Here is a 13,241-nt window from a genome sequence, read left to right on the forward strand (position 1 = left end):
ATGATTAAAGCGATTAAAACGGCAACTTCCGTGATGGTGCTGAGCCTGGTCAGTACCGGCGCGTTCGCCCTGAGAATCAGCGAAACCTTCGACGTTTCGGTGACCATTCCCTCGGCCGCCTTTCACGTGATTCCCAGCGACCCCGGCTGGATTCATCAGGAACAACGGCTCAACTGGGACCCGATCACCTCCGAGCTGAGCGGCCTGCGCAAACAGTTCGATACCAAAAATGAAAACGGCGCGATTTCCGCGCGCCTGTCCTACGAACCGTTCCTGAACAACGGCCGGGACACCGATGACATTCCTCTGCTCGTCACCTTCAACGACAAGCGGCTGACCCTCAATGCCGAAGAAGTGATCAGCGAAGCGGATGGTCGAGCCGGCAAGCGGGCCACCCTGGAAATAGTCGCCGTGAAACCGGCGGGTGGTTACCGACCCGGTGATTACTACGGCAGCGTCCACATGCTGTTCGAGGCCATCGTCCCCTGATGCCGGCCTGTCATTCGCGGCACTGCAAGTTCGATCAGATAGAGGTAAACGTGAGCGTGATCAATCGGGTTCAAAAGGGCATTAAAGGGTTGCTGGCAGGCATGTTGGTGGGGGGCGGGTCCGTTTCACTGGCCCATGCGGCGGTGCAGGAGATCTCGGCAGTATTCCGGCCGGATCCGTCGAATCCGTTGAACAACAAATTCGTCAATACGACGCAGGAGAGTGGGATTTGTCCTGGGCATATTCCCGAGCGATGCAAGGAGCTGGGGATCTTCAGCATCCGCACGCGGGACATTCTCTTTTCTAACAACGCGGACATTCTTGCCGGTCACCAAAGTGAGCGACAAGGGGCGACCTTCAAGGTGCCGTCCGACTTTCGCGACGTCGAAGTCACGCATACCACAACGGGAGAGCGTCAGATCGTACAAATGCGCATCGCCGGTATTGGCAATCGCTTTGATATCAAGTCTTCGGCAACACCAAACACCTACGCCTGGGGATATCCATACCGTGTGTGGGAGGACGCGCCCAGCCCTTGTTTGCCGACGTGGTTTTCAGCAGTTGCTCCCAACTCCTACGTCCTGTGGTTCTGGATAGTGCCCGAAGACGCCGGGGCATGCAGCCTCAAGGCCATCACCGATATCAGTGATCTGGATTATGTGAACTTCGAATACGCCTACGAGTTGAAAACCCCCAATCCCCTGGCCATGTCGAGTGGGCAGTACACGGGGTCGATTAACTATTCGGTCGGTCCTACCCAGGATTTCGACTTTGGGGACGTGATGATCCCCACTGACACACAACTCACCTTCAACATGGTCCTGAACGTCGAGCACACGCTCAAAGTCGAGATCCCCCCCGGCGGCCATCAGGTGGAATTGCTTCCCCAGGGTGGCTGGCAGGCCTGGCTGAACCAGGGACGCAAACCGACGCGGCTGTTTCGCGACCAGACCTTCAATGTGTCGGCGTCCTCGCGGTTCAAGATGAACCTCGAGTGCCAGTACCTGGAGGCGAACACCTGTGCGGTACGCGAGACCACGTCCGGGCATTCGGTGCCGCTCAACGTGAGTGTCAGCTTGCCCAGCGGTTTGACCGACGCGAACAGTAACCCGGTCAATCGTCGCCCCTTGTTGCTTGACGGCAGCGGTACCGAGTTGTTCCAGCCCGGTTTTTACGTCGACCGCAAACCAGGGCAACTGCATTTCGAGATTGCCCGTGAACAGGTCGAGCAGATGCTCGACGGCGCCGGAAAAAACTATTCCGGACAGGTCACGGTGGTCTGGGATTCCGAGGTATGAGCCGTCGTGATTGTTGAAAAGACCCGGCCGCAGGCGCGGCCCCATGGAACATGTATGAATAACACGAAGAACCAGCCACGTTGGCTTCGCCATTTGCTCAGCGCTTCGCTGTTGTTGATGACCAGCCACGCCAGCGCGCTGACACAGGAAATTACCGCGAAGTTTGTTCCGGACCCGGCGAATCCCATGAAGAACGAATTCGTCAACACGACACCGCAGAGCGGCGTGTGCGAGTGGCATGCGTCAGCCATTCCGCTCTGCCTGGCGCTCGGTATTTTCAGTATTCGCAGTGACAACTTCTGGGCCGATTCCAATGGGCCGATCCTGGCCAATCATCAGGATCCTCGGCAAGGGGCCATGTGGAAAGTACCCTCGGAGTGGCGCGACCTGCAGGTGACCCATCGCGAAACGGGCGAAGTGGAAACGGTACAAGTGCGCATTGCCGGCATTGGGCATCGCTGGAATCTGGATCGTCCACCGGGAGTCAGTGCCTGGAATTTGCCGAATGTTAACTGGCAAAGCCAATGGAAGCAGGCACCCAGCCCATGCAGAAGTATCGACTACATCGCGGCTGGGGTGTCTTACGCGTTATTTTTCTGGATCGTTCCTGAAAATGCCGGCGTCTGTCATCGCACCCCCGGCACGGACATTCCGAAGTTCTGGTACAGCAACATCGAGTACGCCTATGCCATCAAGACCCCCAGGCCACTGCAGATGTCGACCGGGCAGTACGTCGGTTCCATCAATTACAGCATGGGCCCCATGGGGGACTTCGATTTCGGCGACGTGATGATCCCTCGGGATACCCAGCTCACCTTCAACTTCACCCTCGATGTGCAGCATTCGCTCGATGTAAAAATTCCACCGGGTGGGCATCGTGTCGAGCTGGTGCCCCAGGGCGGATGGCAGGCCTGGCTGAACCATGGGCGCAAGCCGGAGCGATTGTTCCGTGACCAGACCTTCAACATCTCGTCGTCCAGTCGCTTCAAGATGAACCTGGAATGTGAGCACTCCACAGGTGGCAACACCTGCGCATTGTGGGAGCCGAAATCCGACCATCGTGTGCCGTTGAAAGTCAGCATCACCTTGCCCAACGGCCTGGTGGACGCCAATCAGCAAGCGGTCGTTCGCCGCCCCCTGTTCGTCGATGGCAGTGGTACCCAGCTGATCCAGCCGACTTATTACGTCGATCGAAAACCGGCGACGCTGCACTTCGAAATCGCGCGGGAGCAGGTTGAGCAGATGTTGACCGGCGAGGGCAAAACCTACTCCGGCAACGTCACCGTGGTCTGGGACTCACAGGTCTGACGCTCAACGTTGTGAAACCTGTAGCGGCAGGCACTGGGTGTGGGCACCCGGCTGCAAATAGGCGTTGAGGATGGGCGCCATGCCCTTGAGTACCTGAACCGGCAGCGCGGAAGTGAACTTGAAGGCTTCCGCGCTCCGGCCGGGGACGAACGCGGTCAGGGTGCCGAAATGGCTGTCGCCGATGTAGAACACGAAGGTCGCCGTGCGGTTGACCGATTTCGAGCTGATAATCCGCCCCCCTGAACCGAAGGACTCGATGCGGTTGTCCCCGGTCCCGGTTTTGCCGCCCATCGCCATGGATTTTCCGTCATGGGTCATGAACGTGCCGGACACCCGTTTGGCCGTACCGGCGTCCACCACCTGCGACAAGGCCTCGCGCATGGCGGTGGCGACTTCCGATGGCATCACCCGTTTGCCGACATCCGGATCGTTGATCAGCTTGGTTTCATAGGGCGTGTTCGCGGCGAAGTGCAGGCTGTCGATGCGCAGCGTCGGCATGCGCACGCCGTCGTTGAGGATGGTGCCGATCAGCTCGGCCAGCGCCGCGGGGCGGTCGCCGGAACTGCCGATGGCGGTGGCCAGTGACGGCACCAGGTGGTCGAACGGGTAGCCGACTTTCTGCCAGCGCTGGTGAATGTCGAGGAAGGCCTCGATCTCCAGCATGGTGCGGATGCGGTTGTCCCGCGCGCCCTTGTGCCGGCTCTTGAACAGCCAGCTGTAGACTTCCTGACGCTCGAACTGGCTGGCTTTGACGATCTCGCTCCACTTGGCATCCGGGTGATTGAGCAGGTAGCCCATCAGCCACAGGTCCAGCGGATGGACCTTGGCGATAAAGCCCTGATCCGGCAGGTCGTAGATGCCGGGGCTGTAGTTTTCATACAGCCGTTGCAGGCGATCGTCGGTCAGTTTTTCGGTGAGCTTGGCCCCCGTGAGGTGCGAGCGCACGAAGCTGTTGAAACTTTCCTGGCTGGCCTGTGGCAGCAGGTAACGATGCACTGCTGCCATGCGAATCGGTGTCGGGCGCATGCCATCGAGGAAAGTTTCGAGGCGCTCCTGGGTGTCCTTGTTCTTGTACTTTTTCCAGAACCGCAACAGGAACGAGGTGCCTTCACGGTCGGCGAACGAGGCCAGGTATTCCTGGCGACGCGGGTCGCGGTCATCCTTGAGCAACTCGGCGCTGCTGTTGGGGCCGGAGTAGGTGGTGTAGCGCACCAGGTCGCGCATCAGGCGAATGAACGGCAGGTTGATGGATTCGCGCAGGGCATCGCGCAGGGTCGGGTTGCGGCCGTTGTCTTCCTTGCGGAAGTTGTTGAACACATGCAGCCCGCCACCGGTGAAAAAGGCCTCGCCGGGGCTGGCGGAGTACTTGCGATCCAGCGCGGCACCGAGCATCGCCGACAGGTTGCGGTCCTTGTTCTGGATCAGGTAATCCACGGCCCAGCGGCTCAGGCGGTCCTGTTCCGGCACTTCGAGTTTTTTCAGGTCGGCAACGCTCATCCCGCCGTACTTATCGTGCAGCTCGGCGATGATTTGCAGGTAGGTGGTGAGCACGCGCATTTTGGCGGTGGAGCCCAGTTCCAGCTTGCTGCCTTCGTTGATGTCGAATGGCTGATCGGTGCTGTCCGTCTGGATGCGCACCCGTGAGCCATCCGGGGTCAGCTCGAACAGGGTAAAGCTGTAGCGCACCTGTGCGGTGCTGGTGGGAGTGAGCAGGCGCTCGCCCATCAGGCCGATTTGCGCGGCGAAGGCCGGGTCGGCCAGATGCTTGAGGTATTCGGTGGTCTGCGCCTGCAAGTCGCCCTGCAGCGTGCTGGTGGCCGATAGATCGAGGCGATCGAGGTCATACAGCGGGCGATTGAGCAGCCCGCCCAGGCGGCTGCGCGCCACGCTGATGCCTTTGTTGGTTTCGATCGGTTGAATGGTCGGCTGGGTCTGCCAGTCGCGATAGGTCACTTTGCTGGCCAGCGCGGCCGCCGCGAACTGTGGATCAATCACGTTGTTCTGCGCGAGCAGGCGAATATGGCTGTCGGTGAGGGCGGCCAGCTCATCCCGGCCCTTGGTCAGATAGTGGGAAGGGCGGCGCTGGGCGATCATCAATGAGAGCATTTCCCGCAGGGCCAGGCCTTTTTCCGCCATGGTTTTCGGATCGGTATCGGGGCTGGCGAGCCGTTCGTTGGCCTGGTTGAAGTCAGCGCCGTACCAGACCCGCAAGCCTTCAGCCATGCCATGCACCTCGCCATGGCCCGGTACGGCGGACAAGGGCACGCTGTTGAGGTAGTCGCGCACCACGTTCTGGCGGGCCTCGAGTGTTTCCGGCCCGGCCTGATAGGCGCGGATGCTGGCGGAAATCATCTGCCGGATCTTTTCTCCGCCCGAGACCGTCAACCCGTCGGGGGAGTGTCGGTATTTCTCGAGTTGGGTCGCCAGGGTACTGCCACCGGCCGACTGTCCGGGCATGTGCAGCATTTTTGCCACCTGTGACCAGGCGGCCATGCCGAATCGTGGCCAGTCCACGGCGGGGTTGGCCCTGGGCAGGCTCGGGTCGAGCAGGAAGCGGTTTTCGATGAACAGCAGGCTGTTGACCACCACCGGCGGAATGGCGTCGAAGCTCGAATAGAGTTGCTGCGGGTATTTGTACTGGAACAGCGGCGCCGCCCGGCAGTCAGTGATCAACAAACCGGCCTGGATTTTCTCCTGATACGGGACGAACAGCCCCCTGTCGCTGTAGTCCATCAAGGCCTGGGAAAAGCGGGTCTGGGCGGAAATCACGTAATCGCGCTTGATCAATCGCGGCAGGAACTCACCCAGGGCGCTGTAGCCCAGGCGCATATCGAAAGGCCCGGCGCCGGGATAACGGATGGCGTCGCTGGGGCCGGGTTGCAGTTCATAGGTCAGGGTCGCGGCAAATTTGCTGGCTTCGCGGGATTGAAACTTCGACGTGCGCATTTCCCTGACGGCCGCCAGCCCTAGCGCGATCAGGATAATCAGCAGCAACAAAAAAAACGCCTTCCACCCGTGTCGGGTACGGCTGCGACGGGGTTTTTCAGGTACAGGCGCTTCATCCACACGTTCAGTCGGAACCACATTTTTACTCGAATCGGTTTGCCACAGCGCGCCCATAGTCGATTGATCCATTCACGCAGATTGATCGGACTTGTCTGAAGCTTAGTCGGTGGTTGGCGATGGCGAAGAAATTGTGGCGTGCGGGGGGATGAGGATTTGTGACTGACTGATCAGGTGGGGAGCGCTTCTGGCCCTTGTGGGAGCGAGCCTGCTCGCGATGGCGGGTGTTCAGGCGACTATGAGTCGCCTGACACAATCGCGAGCAGGCTCGCTCCCACAGGATATTGCGGCTTCTGTCAGGTGTACTTGCGCTTGTCCGGCGCCGGCGGGAAGTACTGATACAACCAGGTCTCGCTCAAGGTCCGCTCATTGGTGCGGATGAACAGGCGCAGCTCCACCGGGTCGACGCTGTCGTTGGTCGGGTACCAGTCGAACAGGATCCGGTAGCCCTTGATGTCATCGAGCACCAGCACGCTGAAATCCTTGACCTGACCATTGGAGCAGGTCACCACGGGTTCGATGCCGGTGCCGTCCGGCAGGCGTTCCAGGCCGCCACCGGTGAAGTCCACGGCAAAGCGCCGTGCCCAGACTTCCGGGTAGTGCTCGCCCGGTGCCCAGCCTTCGGTGAAACCGCCCATACCGGAACGGGTGGCGTGTACCCGCGCCAACGGCGTACCGACCGGCGGCAGTGCGCTCCAGTACAGCTTGTAGCCGTAATTGAGCGAGTCGCCAGCCGCGACCGGCTTTTTCGGGGTCCAGAAGGCGACGATGTTGTCCATGGTCTCGCCGGTCGTAGGAATTTCCAGCAGATCGACAGAGCCTTCGCCCCACGCCGTCGTAGGTTCTACCCACAGGCTCGGGCGACGGCTGTACCAGTCCACGGTGTCCTGGTAGCTGGCGAACTCGTGATCGGTCTGCACCAGGCCGAAACCTTTCGGGTCGGTGTCGGCAAAGGCGTTGAATTGCAGGGTCGCCGGGTTGTTCAGCGGGCGGCAGATCCACTCGCCGTTGCCGCGCCACATGGCCAGGCGATCGGAGTCATGGATTTGCGGGTGAATGGTGTCGCACATGCGCCGTTCGTGGGTGCCGCAGCTGAACATGCTGGTCATCGGTGCGATGCCCAACTGGTCAATGGCGGTGCGGGCGTTGATGTGGGCGTCGACTTCCATCACCACGCGCTCGGCCTGGCAGTCGATATCGAAGCGGTAGGCGCCGGTCGCGCTCGGCGAGTCGAGCAGGGCGTACACCACGAACCGGGTGCTGTTGGCGTCCGGGGTTTCGAACCAGAACTTGGTGAAGTCGGGGAATTCCTCAGGCTTTTTCGCGTAGGTATCCACCGCCAGCCCGCGCGCCGACAGGCCATATTGGCCAGTGGCGTCGACCGCACGGAAGTAACTGGCGCCGAGGAAGGACACCACGTCGTGGCGGTCCAGCTCAGGGGCCTTGAACAGCTTGAAGCCGGAAAAACCCAGGTCGCCCTTGAGCTGCTGGGTGTCGACCGAAGTGTTTTCATAGTTGAACAGCGAAGGGCGGAAATGCACCTCCCGCGCCTGACGCGTCTTGGGATCGACGCTGTACATGCGCACCGGCTGCTTGAAGCCCATGCCCACGTGGAAAAACTGCACATCGAGCTGGCCTTTCAGATCCTTCCACAGGGAATGATTGGCGTCGTAGCGGATGGCGTTGAAGTTTTGCGGGGTCATGGTCGCCAGGGTCGGCGGCAACACCTGCTTGGTGTCCTGATAGCCCTTGCCGGCCAGTTGCCTGGCCTGGGTTTTCAGCCAATCGAAATCGAAGGCCTGGGCCTCGCCATCGGCCGTGGTATTACCCGCCCAGGCCCGTGCGGCGAGCAGGCCGGAGGCAGACAGACCGGTGTAGGCAGCGATGGCCATGGACGCTTTGAGCAAATTCCTGCGGTGCATAAATACAACCTGTCGTGAGCAATCCCGTGCCGTTCCTGGCACGTGCTGGATCAAAAATGGAGTTCGGACATGCCTTCGGCCAAACGCAACGTACTTGGAACAGATACCAAATAGCTTAAACGGTTCGCTATCAGAGCAAAATTGCTTGATGTCAGGGCGATGGCGTCGCAATGAAACAAGACATTTCCGGTAAACGTTTCCCACAGAAACTTCTGATTTATAGGGCATTTCTGCTTTTTTCGACTAATTACTCTAAAAACCACTTCTCAGCGCCCGGATAGTTTCTATTCTATGGGCATGACCGGTTTCTGCCCTCAGGCCGGTGGGATTCAGTTGGCACAAGGAGGCGGCTGAAACAGGGAAGGGCGATGCAGTAATTGCAATTTTCTTTGACGTTAAGAGAAGGACATCGTCCATGTCGAAAGTACAAGGCATCACCGAAATGTTGGGAATCTTCCCTTGCCTGGGCATCGGGCGGCGAAGGCGCCGCCTGAATTCCGAGGAACTGAAGCTGGTGGAACGCTATCGCGAACTGTCGGAGAGCGACCGCATCGCGATGCGGTATCTGGTGGATGCGATGAGGAGTGTTTCGCGGTTTTGAAGGCGCTGGTTACCGTGAAAGCCATTTGGCTTTTACGGCAGCCAGGTCCGCCAGGTTTCCGGCTTGCGCGTCGGCAATGCCTTCGAGGATGGATTGATAGCGAGTTGCTACATTCTTTTCAACGATGGCCTGCCGTAGGTAACTTTGTGCGAAAGCGCAATCAGCTGGAATGATTTCAATAACTTTCAGATTCGGAAGGCGTGGTGTGTACATGCCAGCAGATCGCTCGTTCAGGAGGGCTAGTGATCGCAAATAGGGGCGGACTGTAAAGTCGCCCCTTTTTGTCGGCTGGATTTTTGTCATATGCGTCGGCGATAGGGCAAGGCTGCGACCCTTGAATCACTCAGCCAGGTTCGGTCATTGGATTTATCCCCGCAGACGCCAGTGCAGAAACGGCAGAAACCCACCGCCCCTGCAACGATGAAAACCTATCGCTCTGGTGCTCTGGGTGCCAAGTCTGCGTTGGTGACGCCTGATGTAGGACGATTGGGTTACTCACGCAGGTTGTATCTGTAGGAATTCCCTGTTTTTGCACGCATTGCAAAAGCAAGTGTCCTGAGGCCTGTTTTTTCAGTTATCTATTGTGCACAGGAGCCGTGCGATCAATGGCAATTGCGAACGCGCCCAGCAGGTATTACCTTTCGTTTGTGAGTAATACTTTCGGAGTTTGAAATGTCGACCACTATGACCAGTAAAGGCCAGGTGACTATTCCTAAGCCCATTCGCGATGCCCTGCATCTCACACCAGGCTCATCCATTGAATTCACTGTAAATGAGCATGGTGAGGTTGTGTTGCATGGCGCCAACCTCATAGCGGGTAAGACGAGCAAGCCGGATCGATTCGATGCTGTGCGAGGCAAAGCTGATATCAAATGGCGAACCGATGATCTGATGGCCTTGCTTCGAGGGGATGATTGATGGTTTTGGTTGATACGAATGTGCTGATTGATGTGCTTGAGGATGATCCGGTTTGGGCTGACTGGTCTATCCAGCAACTCAGAGCCCAATCTCAGGTGCATGAGCTCGCTATCAACCCAATCATTTACGCCGAACTCTCTCACACGTTTTCAACATTCGAAGCTTTGGATGAAGTTGTGAGTGAGCTTGGTTTGGCGATGCTGGAACTTCCACGCCCGGCATTGTTCCTGGCGGGCAAAGCGTTCATACGCTACCGCAGAGGGGGCGGCGGCAAACACAATGTGCTTGCCGATTTTTTCATTGGCGCACATGCGGCCGTGAAAAAATTGCCGCTGTTGACGCGAGATGCCAAGCGTTATCGGAATTATTTTCCTTCAGTCAGATTAATTAATCCGGTGTGAACTACACATCCTGCCAATTGCCCCGGAACCTGGCTGGGTCCCGGGGCAAACTCCTTTACCGACCTACCTTCCACGCATCCCCCGCAGGCGCGGTCCCGTGGTCGTACGGCTTGCCGATCCACATGTACAGCAACCCCAGGCCGATCACGATGGCCGTGCTCAGCACCATGGCGTAGTTGATATACCACTCGGCGTCCGGGGTGCGGGGCCAGGCCATGTTGATGATGGCGCCGATGCCGTAGGCCAGGGCGCCGATGTTGACCAGCCAGCCCCAGGCACCGAGGGTGAACTTGCCGCTGGGTTTCCAGCCCTTGAGGCGGGCGTAGAGGGCGGCGAGGACGATCATCTGGAACGCCAGGTAGATGCCGATGGCGGCGAAGCTGACGATGGTGGCGACGGCGTCCTGCAGGAAGAAGCCGAGGATGATGATCAGCGCCGGCAGTACGCCGGAGACGAACAGCGCGGCCACGGGCACCTGGGTGTTGGGCGAGATCTTTTTCAGCACCCGGCTGCCGATGACCATTTCATCGCGGGCGTAGGAGTACAGCAGGCGACTCGCCGCCGCTTGCAGGCTGATGACGCAGGAGATGAAGGAAATCATCACCACGCCCATGACCATTTTCGAGCCGACCGGGCCGAAGGCGTTACCCAGGATGGTGCCGACCGGGTCCTTGTCGGTGCCGTCGATCACCGCCTGCATGTCCGGCACGGCGAGGATCAGCGCCAGGCAGGCGAACATCGCGGCGATGCCGCCGATGTAGATGGTCATGCGCATGGCCACCGGGATCTTCTTGCTCGGGTTTGGGGTTTCCTCGGCGACATCGCCGCAGGCCTCGAAGCCGTAGTACAGGAACATCCCCGCCAGGGACGCGGTGAGGAACGCTGGCAGGTACGAGCCGTTGACGCTGATGTCGAAGGTGTTGAACAGCACGGTGAGCGACTGATGACGCTCGAAGATCAGCAGGTACACGCCGACGATCACCGCGCCGATCAGCTCGCAGAGAAAGCCGAACATGGCGATGCGCGCCAGCGTCTTGGTGCCGCTGAGGTTGACCAGGGTGGCGAACAGCGTCAGCACCAGGGCGATGACGATGTTGGTGTTGTTGCTCGGCTCGAAGCACAGCATCGCTGCCAGGTAGGGGCCGGCGCCGACCGCGACGGCGGCGATGGTCACGCACAGGGCGATGGAGTAGATCCAGCCGACCATCCACGCCCAGCGCTTGCCCACCAGGCGGCGTGCCCAGGGGTAGACACCGCCGGAAATCGGGAACTGCGAGACCACTTCACCGAAGATCAGGCACACCAGCAACTGGCCGCAACCGACCAGCAGGTAGGCCCAGAACATCGGTGGCCCGCCTGCCGCGAGGCACAGGCCGAACAGGGTATAAACCCCTACGACCGGAGAGAGATAGGTGAAGCCCAGGGCGAAGTTTTCCCACAGGCTCATGCTGCGATTGAAGTTGGAGGTGTAACCCAACTGGCGAAGTTGCTCGGCATCGCTGTCGGCAGCGCTTGCGGAGAATTCAGGTTGTGCACTCATGGTGTGTTAGCTCCGGAAAATCGGCAGATTTCGGATGGCCGAACCCGTGGCGGGGCCGTGGGGCAGCCGCCAGGATCGGTGGTTATTGTTTTTGTGGCTTTGGAGCCTGGTGGAGCCTAATGCCGGTTTCTGCCTTGAAACCGAGGGGACATCATCGCGAGCAAGCTCGCTCCTACAGGTTCAATGCGATCCCCCTGTAGGAGCGGGCTTGCCCGCGATGGTTTTTCAGTGCTTGAACATCACATGCCGAACGACGGTGTAGTCCTCCAGCCCATACATCGACATGTCCTTGCCATACCCGGACAGTTTCTGACCGCCATGGGGCATTTCGCTGACCAGCATGAAGTGGGTGTTCACCCAGGTGCAGCCGTATTGCAAACGCGAAGACAGGCGATGGGCGCGGCCGACGTCGGCGGTCCAGACCGACGAAGCCAGGCCGTAGTCGGAGTCGTTGGCCCAAGCCAGCACCTGCGCTTCATCGGTGAATCGGGTCACCGACACCACCGGGCCGAACACCTCGCGGCGAACGATTTCATCATCCTGCTGGGCATCGGCCAGCACTGTGGGTTCGAAGAAGAAACCATTGCCTTCCACCGCCTTGCCGCCGGTGATCAGGCGGATGTGCGGCTGCGCCACCGCGCGTTCGACGAACCCGGTGACGCGGTCGCGGTGTTGTGCGGTGATCAGCGGGCCCAGCTCGGTCGAAGGATCATCCTGCAGGCCGTACTTGATACTGCTGACCGCCGCGCCGAGTTTCTCGACGAATTTTTCGTAGATGCCGGCCTGTGCGTAGATGCGGCAGGCCGCGGTGCAGTCCTGCCCGGCGTTGTAGAAGCCGAAGGTACGGATGCCTTCCACGGCAGCGTCGATGTCGGCGTCGTCGAAGATGATCACCGGCGCCTTGCCGCCCAGTTCCATGTGCATGCGCTTGACGCTGTCGGCGGTGCTGGAAATGATGTTCGAACCGGTGGCAATCGAGCCGGTCAACGACACCATGCGCACTTTCGGGTGGGTGACCAGCGGGCTGCCGACGCTCGGCCCACGACCGAATACCAGGTTGAGCACACCGGCCGGGAAAATCTCTGACGCCAGTTGCGCCAGGCGCAGGGCGGTCAGCGGGGTCTGCTCAGATGGCTTGAGCACGACGGTGTTGCCGGCGGCGAGGGCCGGGGCGATTTTCCACGCGACCATCATCAGCGGGTAGTTCCACGGCGCGATGGAGGCGATCACGCCCACCGGGTCGCGGCGAATCATCGAAGTGTGGCCCGGCAGATACTCACCGCCAGCCGAACCGCTCATGCAACGGCTGGCGCCGGCGAAGAAGCGGAACACGTCGGCAATCGCCGGGATCTCATCGTTGAGCGCGGCACTGTAGGGCTTGCCGCAGTTGTCCGATTCCAGCTTGGCCAGTTCTTCGCCGTGGGCTTCGATGGCATCGGCGAGCTTGAGCAACAGCAGCGAACGGTCCTTGGGTGGCGTCTGCGACCAGCTGTCGAACGCCGCATCGGCGGCGCGCACGGCGGCGTCGACCTGAGCTTCGCTGGCTTCGTTGATTTCCACCAGCACCCGGCCCAGCGCCGGGTTGAATACCGGCTGGGCCGGGCCTTCGCCGTCGAGCAGTTGGCCGTTGATCAGGAGTTGGGTTTGCATGGGCTCATCCTCTTGAATCTGTTCTTGTTTTTTGTGGGAGCGAGCCTGCTC

11 protein-coding genes are annotated in these 13,241 nt (G+C 59.9%); 6 read left to right on the plus strand and 5 right to left on the minus strand.

Annotated elements, in window-relative coordinates; genetic code table 11:
- The 3 genes from ABVN20_RS19080 to ABVN20_RS19090 are packed head-to-tail and all read left to right on the plus strand — an operon-like array spanning position 1 to position 3,095.
- Positions 1-489, plus strand: coding sequence for a CS1 type fimbrial major subunit (locus ABVN20_RS19080; protein ID WP_368557248.1), 489 nt, complete (start codon positions 1-3; stop codon positions 487-489).
- 50 nt (positions 490-539) lie between these two features.
- Entirely contained in the window at positions 540-1,787 is a 1,248-nt protein-coding gene (locus tag ABVN20_RS19085) for a hypothetical protein (protein WP_368557249.1), read from the plus strand.
- 54 nt (positions 1,788-1,841) lie between these two features.
- Entirely contained in the window at positions 1,842-3,095 is a 1,254-nt protein-coding gene (locus ABVN20_RS19090) for a hypothetical protein (protein WP_368557250.1), read from the plus strand.
- Between the two features lie 3 nt (positions 3,096-3,098).
- Here the strand turns inward: ABVN20_RS19090 and ABVN20_RS19095 are convergent, their stop codons facing one another.
- Both ABVN20_RS19095 and ABVN20_RS19100 read right to left on the minus strand, forming a co-directional pair.
- Complete coding sequence (locus ABVN20_RS19095; protein ID WP_368557728.1) at positions 3,099-6,215, minus strand: transglycosylase domain-containing protein; 3,117 nt, start codon at positions 6,213-6,215, stop codon at positions 3,099-3,101.
- A gap of 239 nt (positions 6,216-6,454) precedes the next feature.
- Complete coding sequence (locus tag ABVN20_RS19100; protein WP_368557251.1) at positions 6,455-8,080, minus strand: glucan biosynthesis protein D; 1,626 nt, start codon at positions 8,078-8,080, stop codon at positions 6,455-6,457.
- 415 nt (positions 8,081-8,495) lie between these two features.
- Between ABVN20_RS19100 and ABVN20_RS19105 the strand changes: the two genes are divergently transcribed.
- Positions 8,496-8,681: a hypothetical protein gene (locus ABVN20_RS19105; RefSeq protein WP_017340256.1), complete on the plus strand. Its 186-nt coding sequence runs from the start codon at positions 8,496-8,498 to the stop codon at positions 8,679-8,681.
- A gap of 9 nt (positions 8,682-8,690) precedes the next feature.
- Here ABVN20_RS19105 and ABVN20_RS19110 read toward each other — a convergent pair whose 3' ends face one another.
- Positions 8,691-8,894 carry a hypothetical protein gene (locus ABVN20_RS19110; protein WP_368557252.1) on the minus strand — a complete coding sequence of 68 codons (204 nt, stop codon included), beginning with the start codon at positions 8,892-8,894 and terminating at the stop codon, positions 8,691-8,693.
- Positions 8,895-9,353: 459 nt separating this feature from the next.
- On the opposite strand from ABVN20_RS19110, the gene ABVN20_RS19115 reads away from it, so the two are divergent.
- Together ABVN20_RS19115 and ABVN20_RS19120 are read left to right on the plus strand one after the other, a co-directional pair.
- Positions 9,354-9,599, plus strand: coding sequence for an AbrB/MazE/SpoVT family DNA-binding domain-containing protein (locus ABVN20_RS19115; protein WP_368557253.1), 246 nt, complete (start codon positions 9,354-9,356; stop codon positions 9,597-9,599).
- Positions 9,599-10,000: a type II toxin-antitoxin system VapC family toxin gene (locus tag ABVN20_RS19120; protein WP_368557254.1), complete on the plus strand. Its 402-nt coding sequence runs from the start codon at positions 9,599-9,601 to the stop codon at positions 9,998-10,000. Before ABVN20_RS19115 ends, ABVN20_RS19120 begins: the two co-directional genes overlap by 1 nt.
- Positions 10,001-10,055: 55 nt before the next feature.
- Here the strand turns inward: ABVN20_RS19120 and ABVN20_RS19125 are convergent, their stop codons facing one another.
- Both ABVN20_RS19125 and ABVN20_RS19130 read right to left on the minus strand, forming a co-directional pair.
- Complete coding sequence (locus ABVN20_RS19125; RefSeq protein WP_368557255.1) at positions 10,056-11,540, minus strand: APC family permease; 1,485 nt, start codon at positions 11,538-11,540, stop codon at positions 10,056-10,058.
- A 225-nt stretch (positions 11,541-11,765) separates the two neighbouring features.
- Positions 11,766-13,190: a gamma-aminobutyraldehyde dehydrogenase gene (locus tag ABVN20_RS19130; RefSeq protein WP_368557256.1), complete on the minus strand. Its 1,425-nt coding sequence runs from the start codon at positions 13,188-13,190 to the stop codon at positions 11,766-11,768.
- Positions 13,191-13,241 lie beyond the last annotated feature (51 nt).

The organism is Pseudomonas sp. MYb118 (genome assembly GCF_040947875.1).
GTDB lineage: Bacteria > Pseudomonadota > Gammaproteobacteria > Pseudomonadales > Pseudomonadaceae > Aquipseudomonas.

Bases quoted from the DNA above. Each gene is read 5' to 3' on its own strand.
- ABVN20_RS19090 (WP_368557250.1), top strand. From the start codon at position 1,842: ATGAATAACACGAAGAACCAGCCACGTTGGCTTCGCCATTTGCTCAGC.
- ABVN20_RS19130 (WP_368557256.1), bottom strand. From the start codon at position 13,190: ATGCAAACCCAACTCCTGATCAACGGCCAACTGCTCGACGGCGAAGGC.
- ABVN20_RS19115 (WP_368557253.1), top strand. From the start codon at position 9,354: ATGTCGACCACTATGACCAGTAAAGGCCAGGTGACTATTCCTAAGCCC.
- ABVN20_RS19120 (WP_368557254.1), top strand. From the start codon at position 9,599: ATGGTTTTGGTTGATACGAATGTGCTGATTGATGTGCTTGAGGATGAT.
- ABVN20_RS19110 (WP_368557252.1), bottom strand. From the start codon at position 8,894: ATGTACACACCACGCCTTCCGAATCTGAAAGTTATTGAAATCATTCCA.
- ABVN20_RS19080 (WP_368557248.1), top strand. From the start codon at position 1: ATGATTAAAGCGATTAAAACGGCAACTTCCGTGATGGTGCTGAGCCTG.
- ABVN20_RS19095 (WP_368557728.1), bottom strand. From the start codon at position 6,215: ATGGGCGCGCTGTGGCAAACCGATTCGAGTAAAAATGTGGTTCCGACT.
- ABVN20_RS19125 (WP_368557255.1), bottom strand. From the start codon at position 11,540: ATGAGTGCACAACCTGAATTCTCCGCAAGCGCTGCCGACAGCGATGCC.
- ABVN20_RS19105 (WP_017340256.1), top strand. From the start codon at position 8,496: ATGTCGAAAGTACAAGGCATCACCGAAATGTTGGGAATCTTCCCTTGC.
- ABVN20_RS19100 (WP_368557251.1), bottom strand. From the start codon at position 8,080: ATGCACCGCAGGAATTTGCTCAAAGCGTCCATGGCCATCGCTGCCTAC.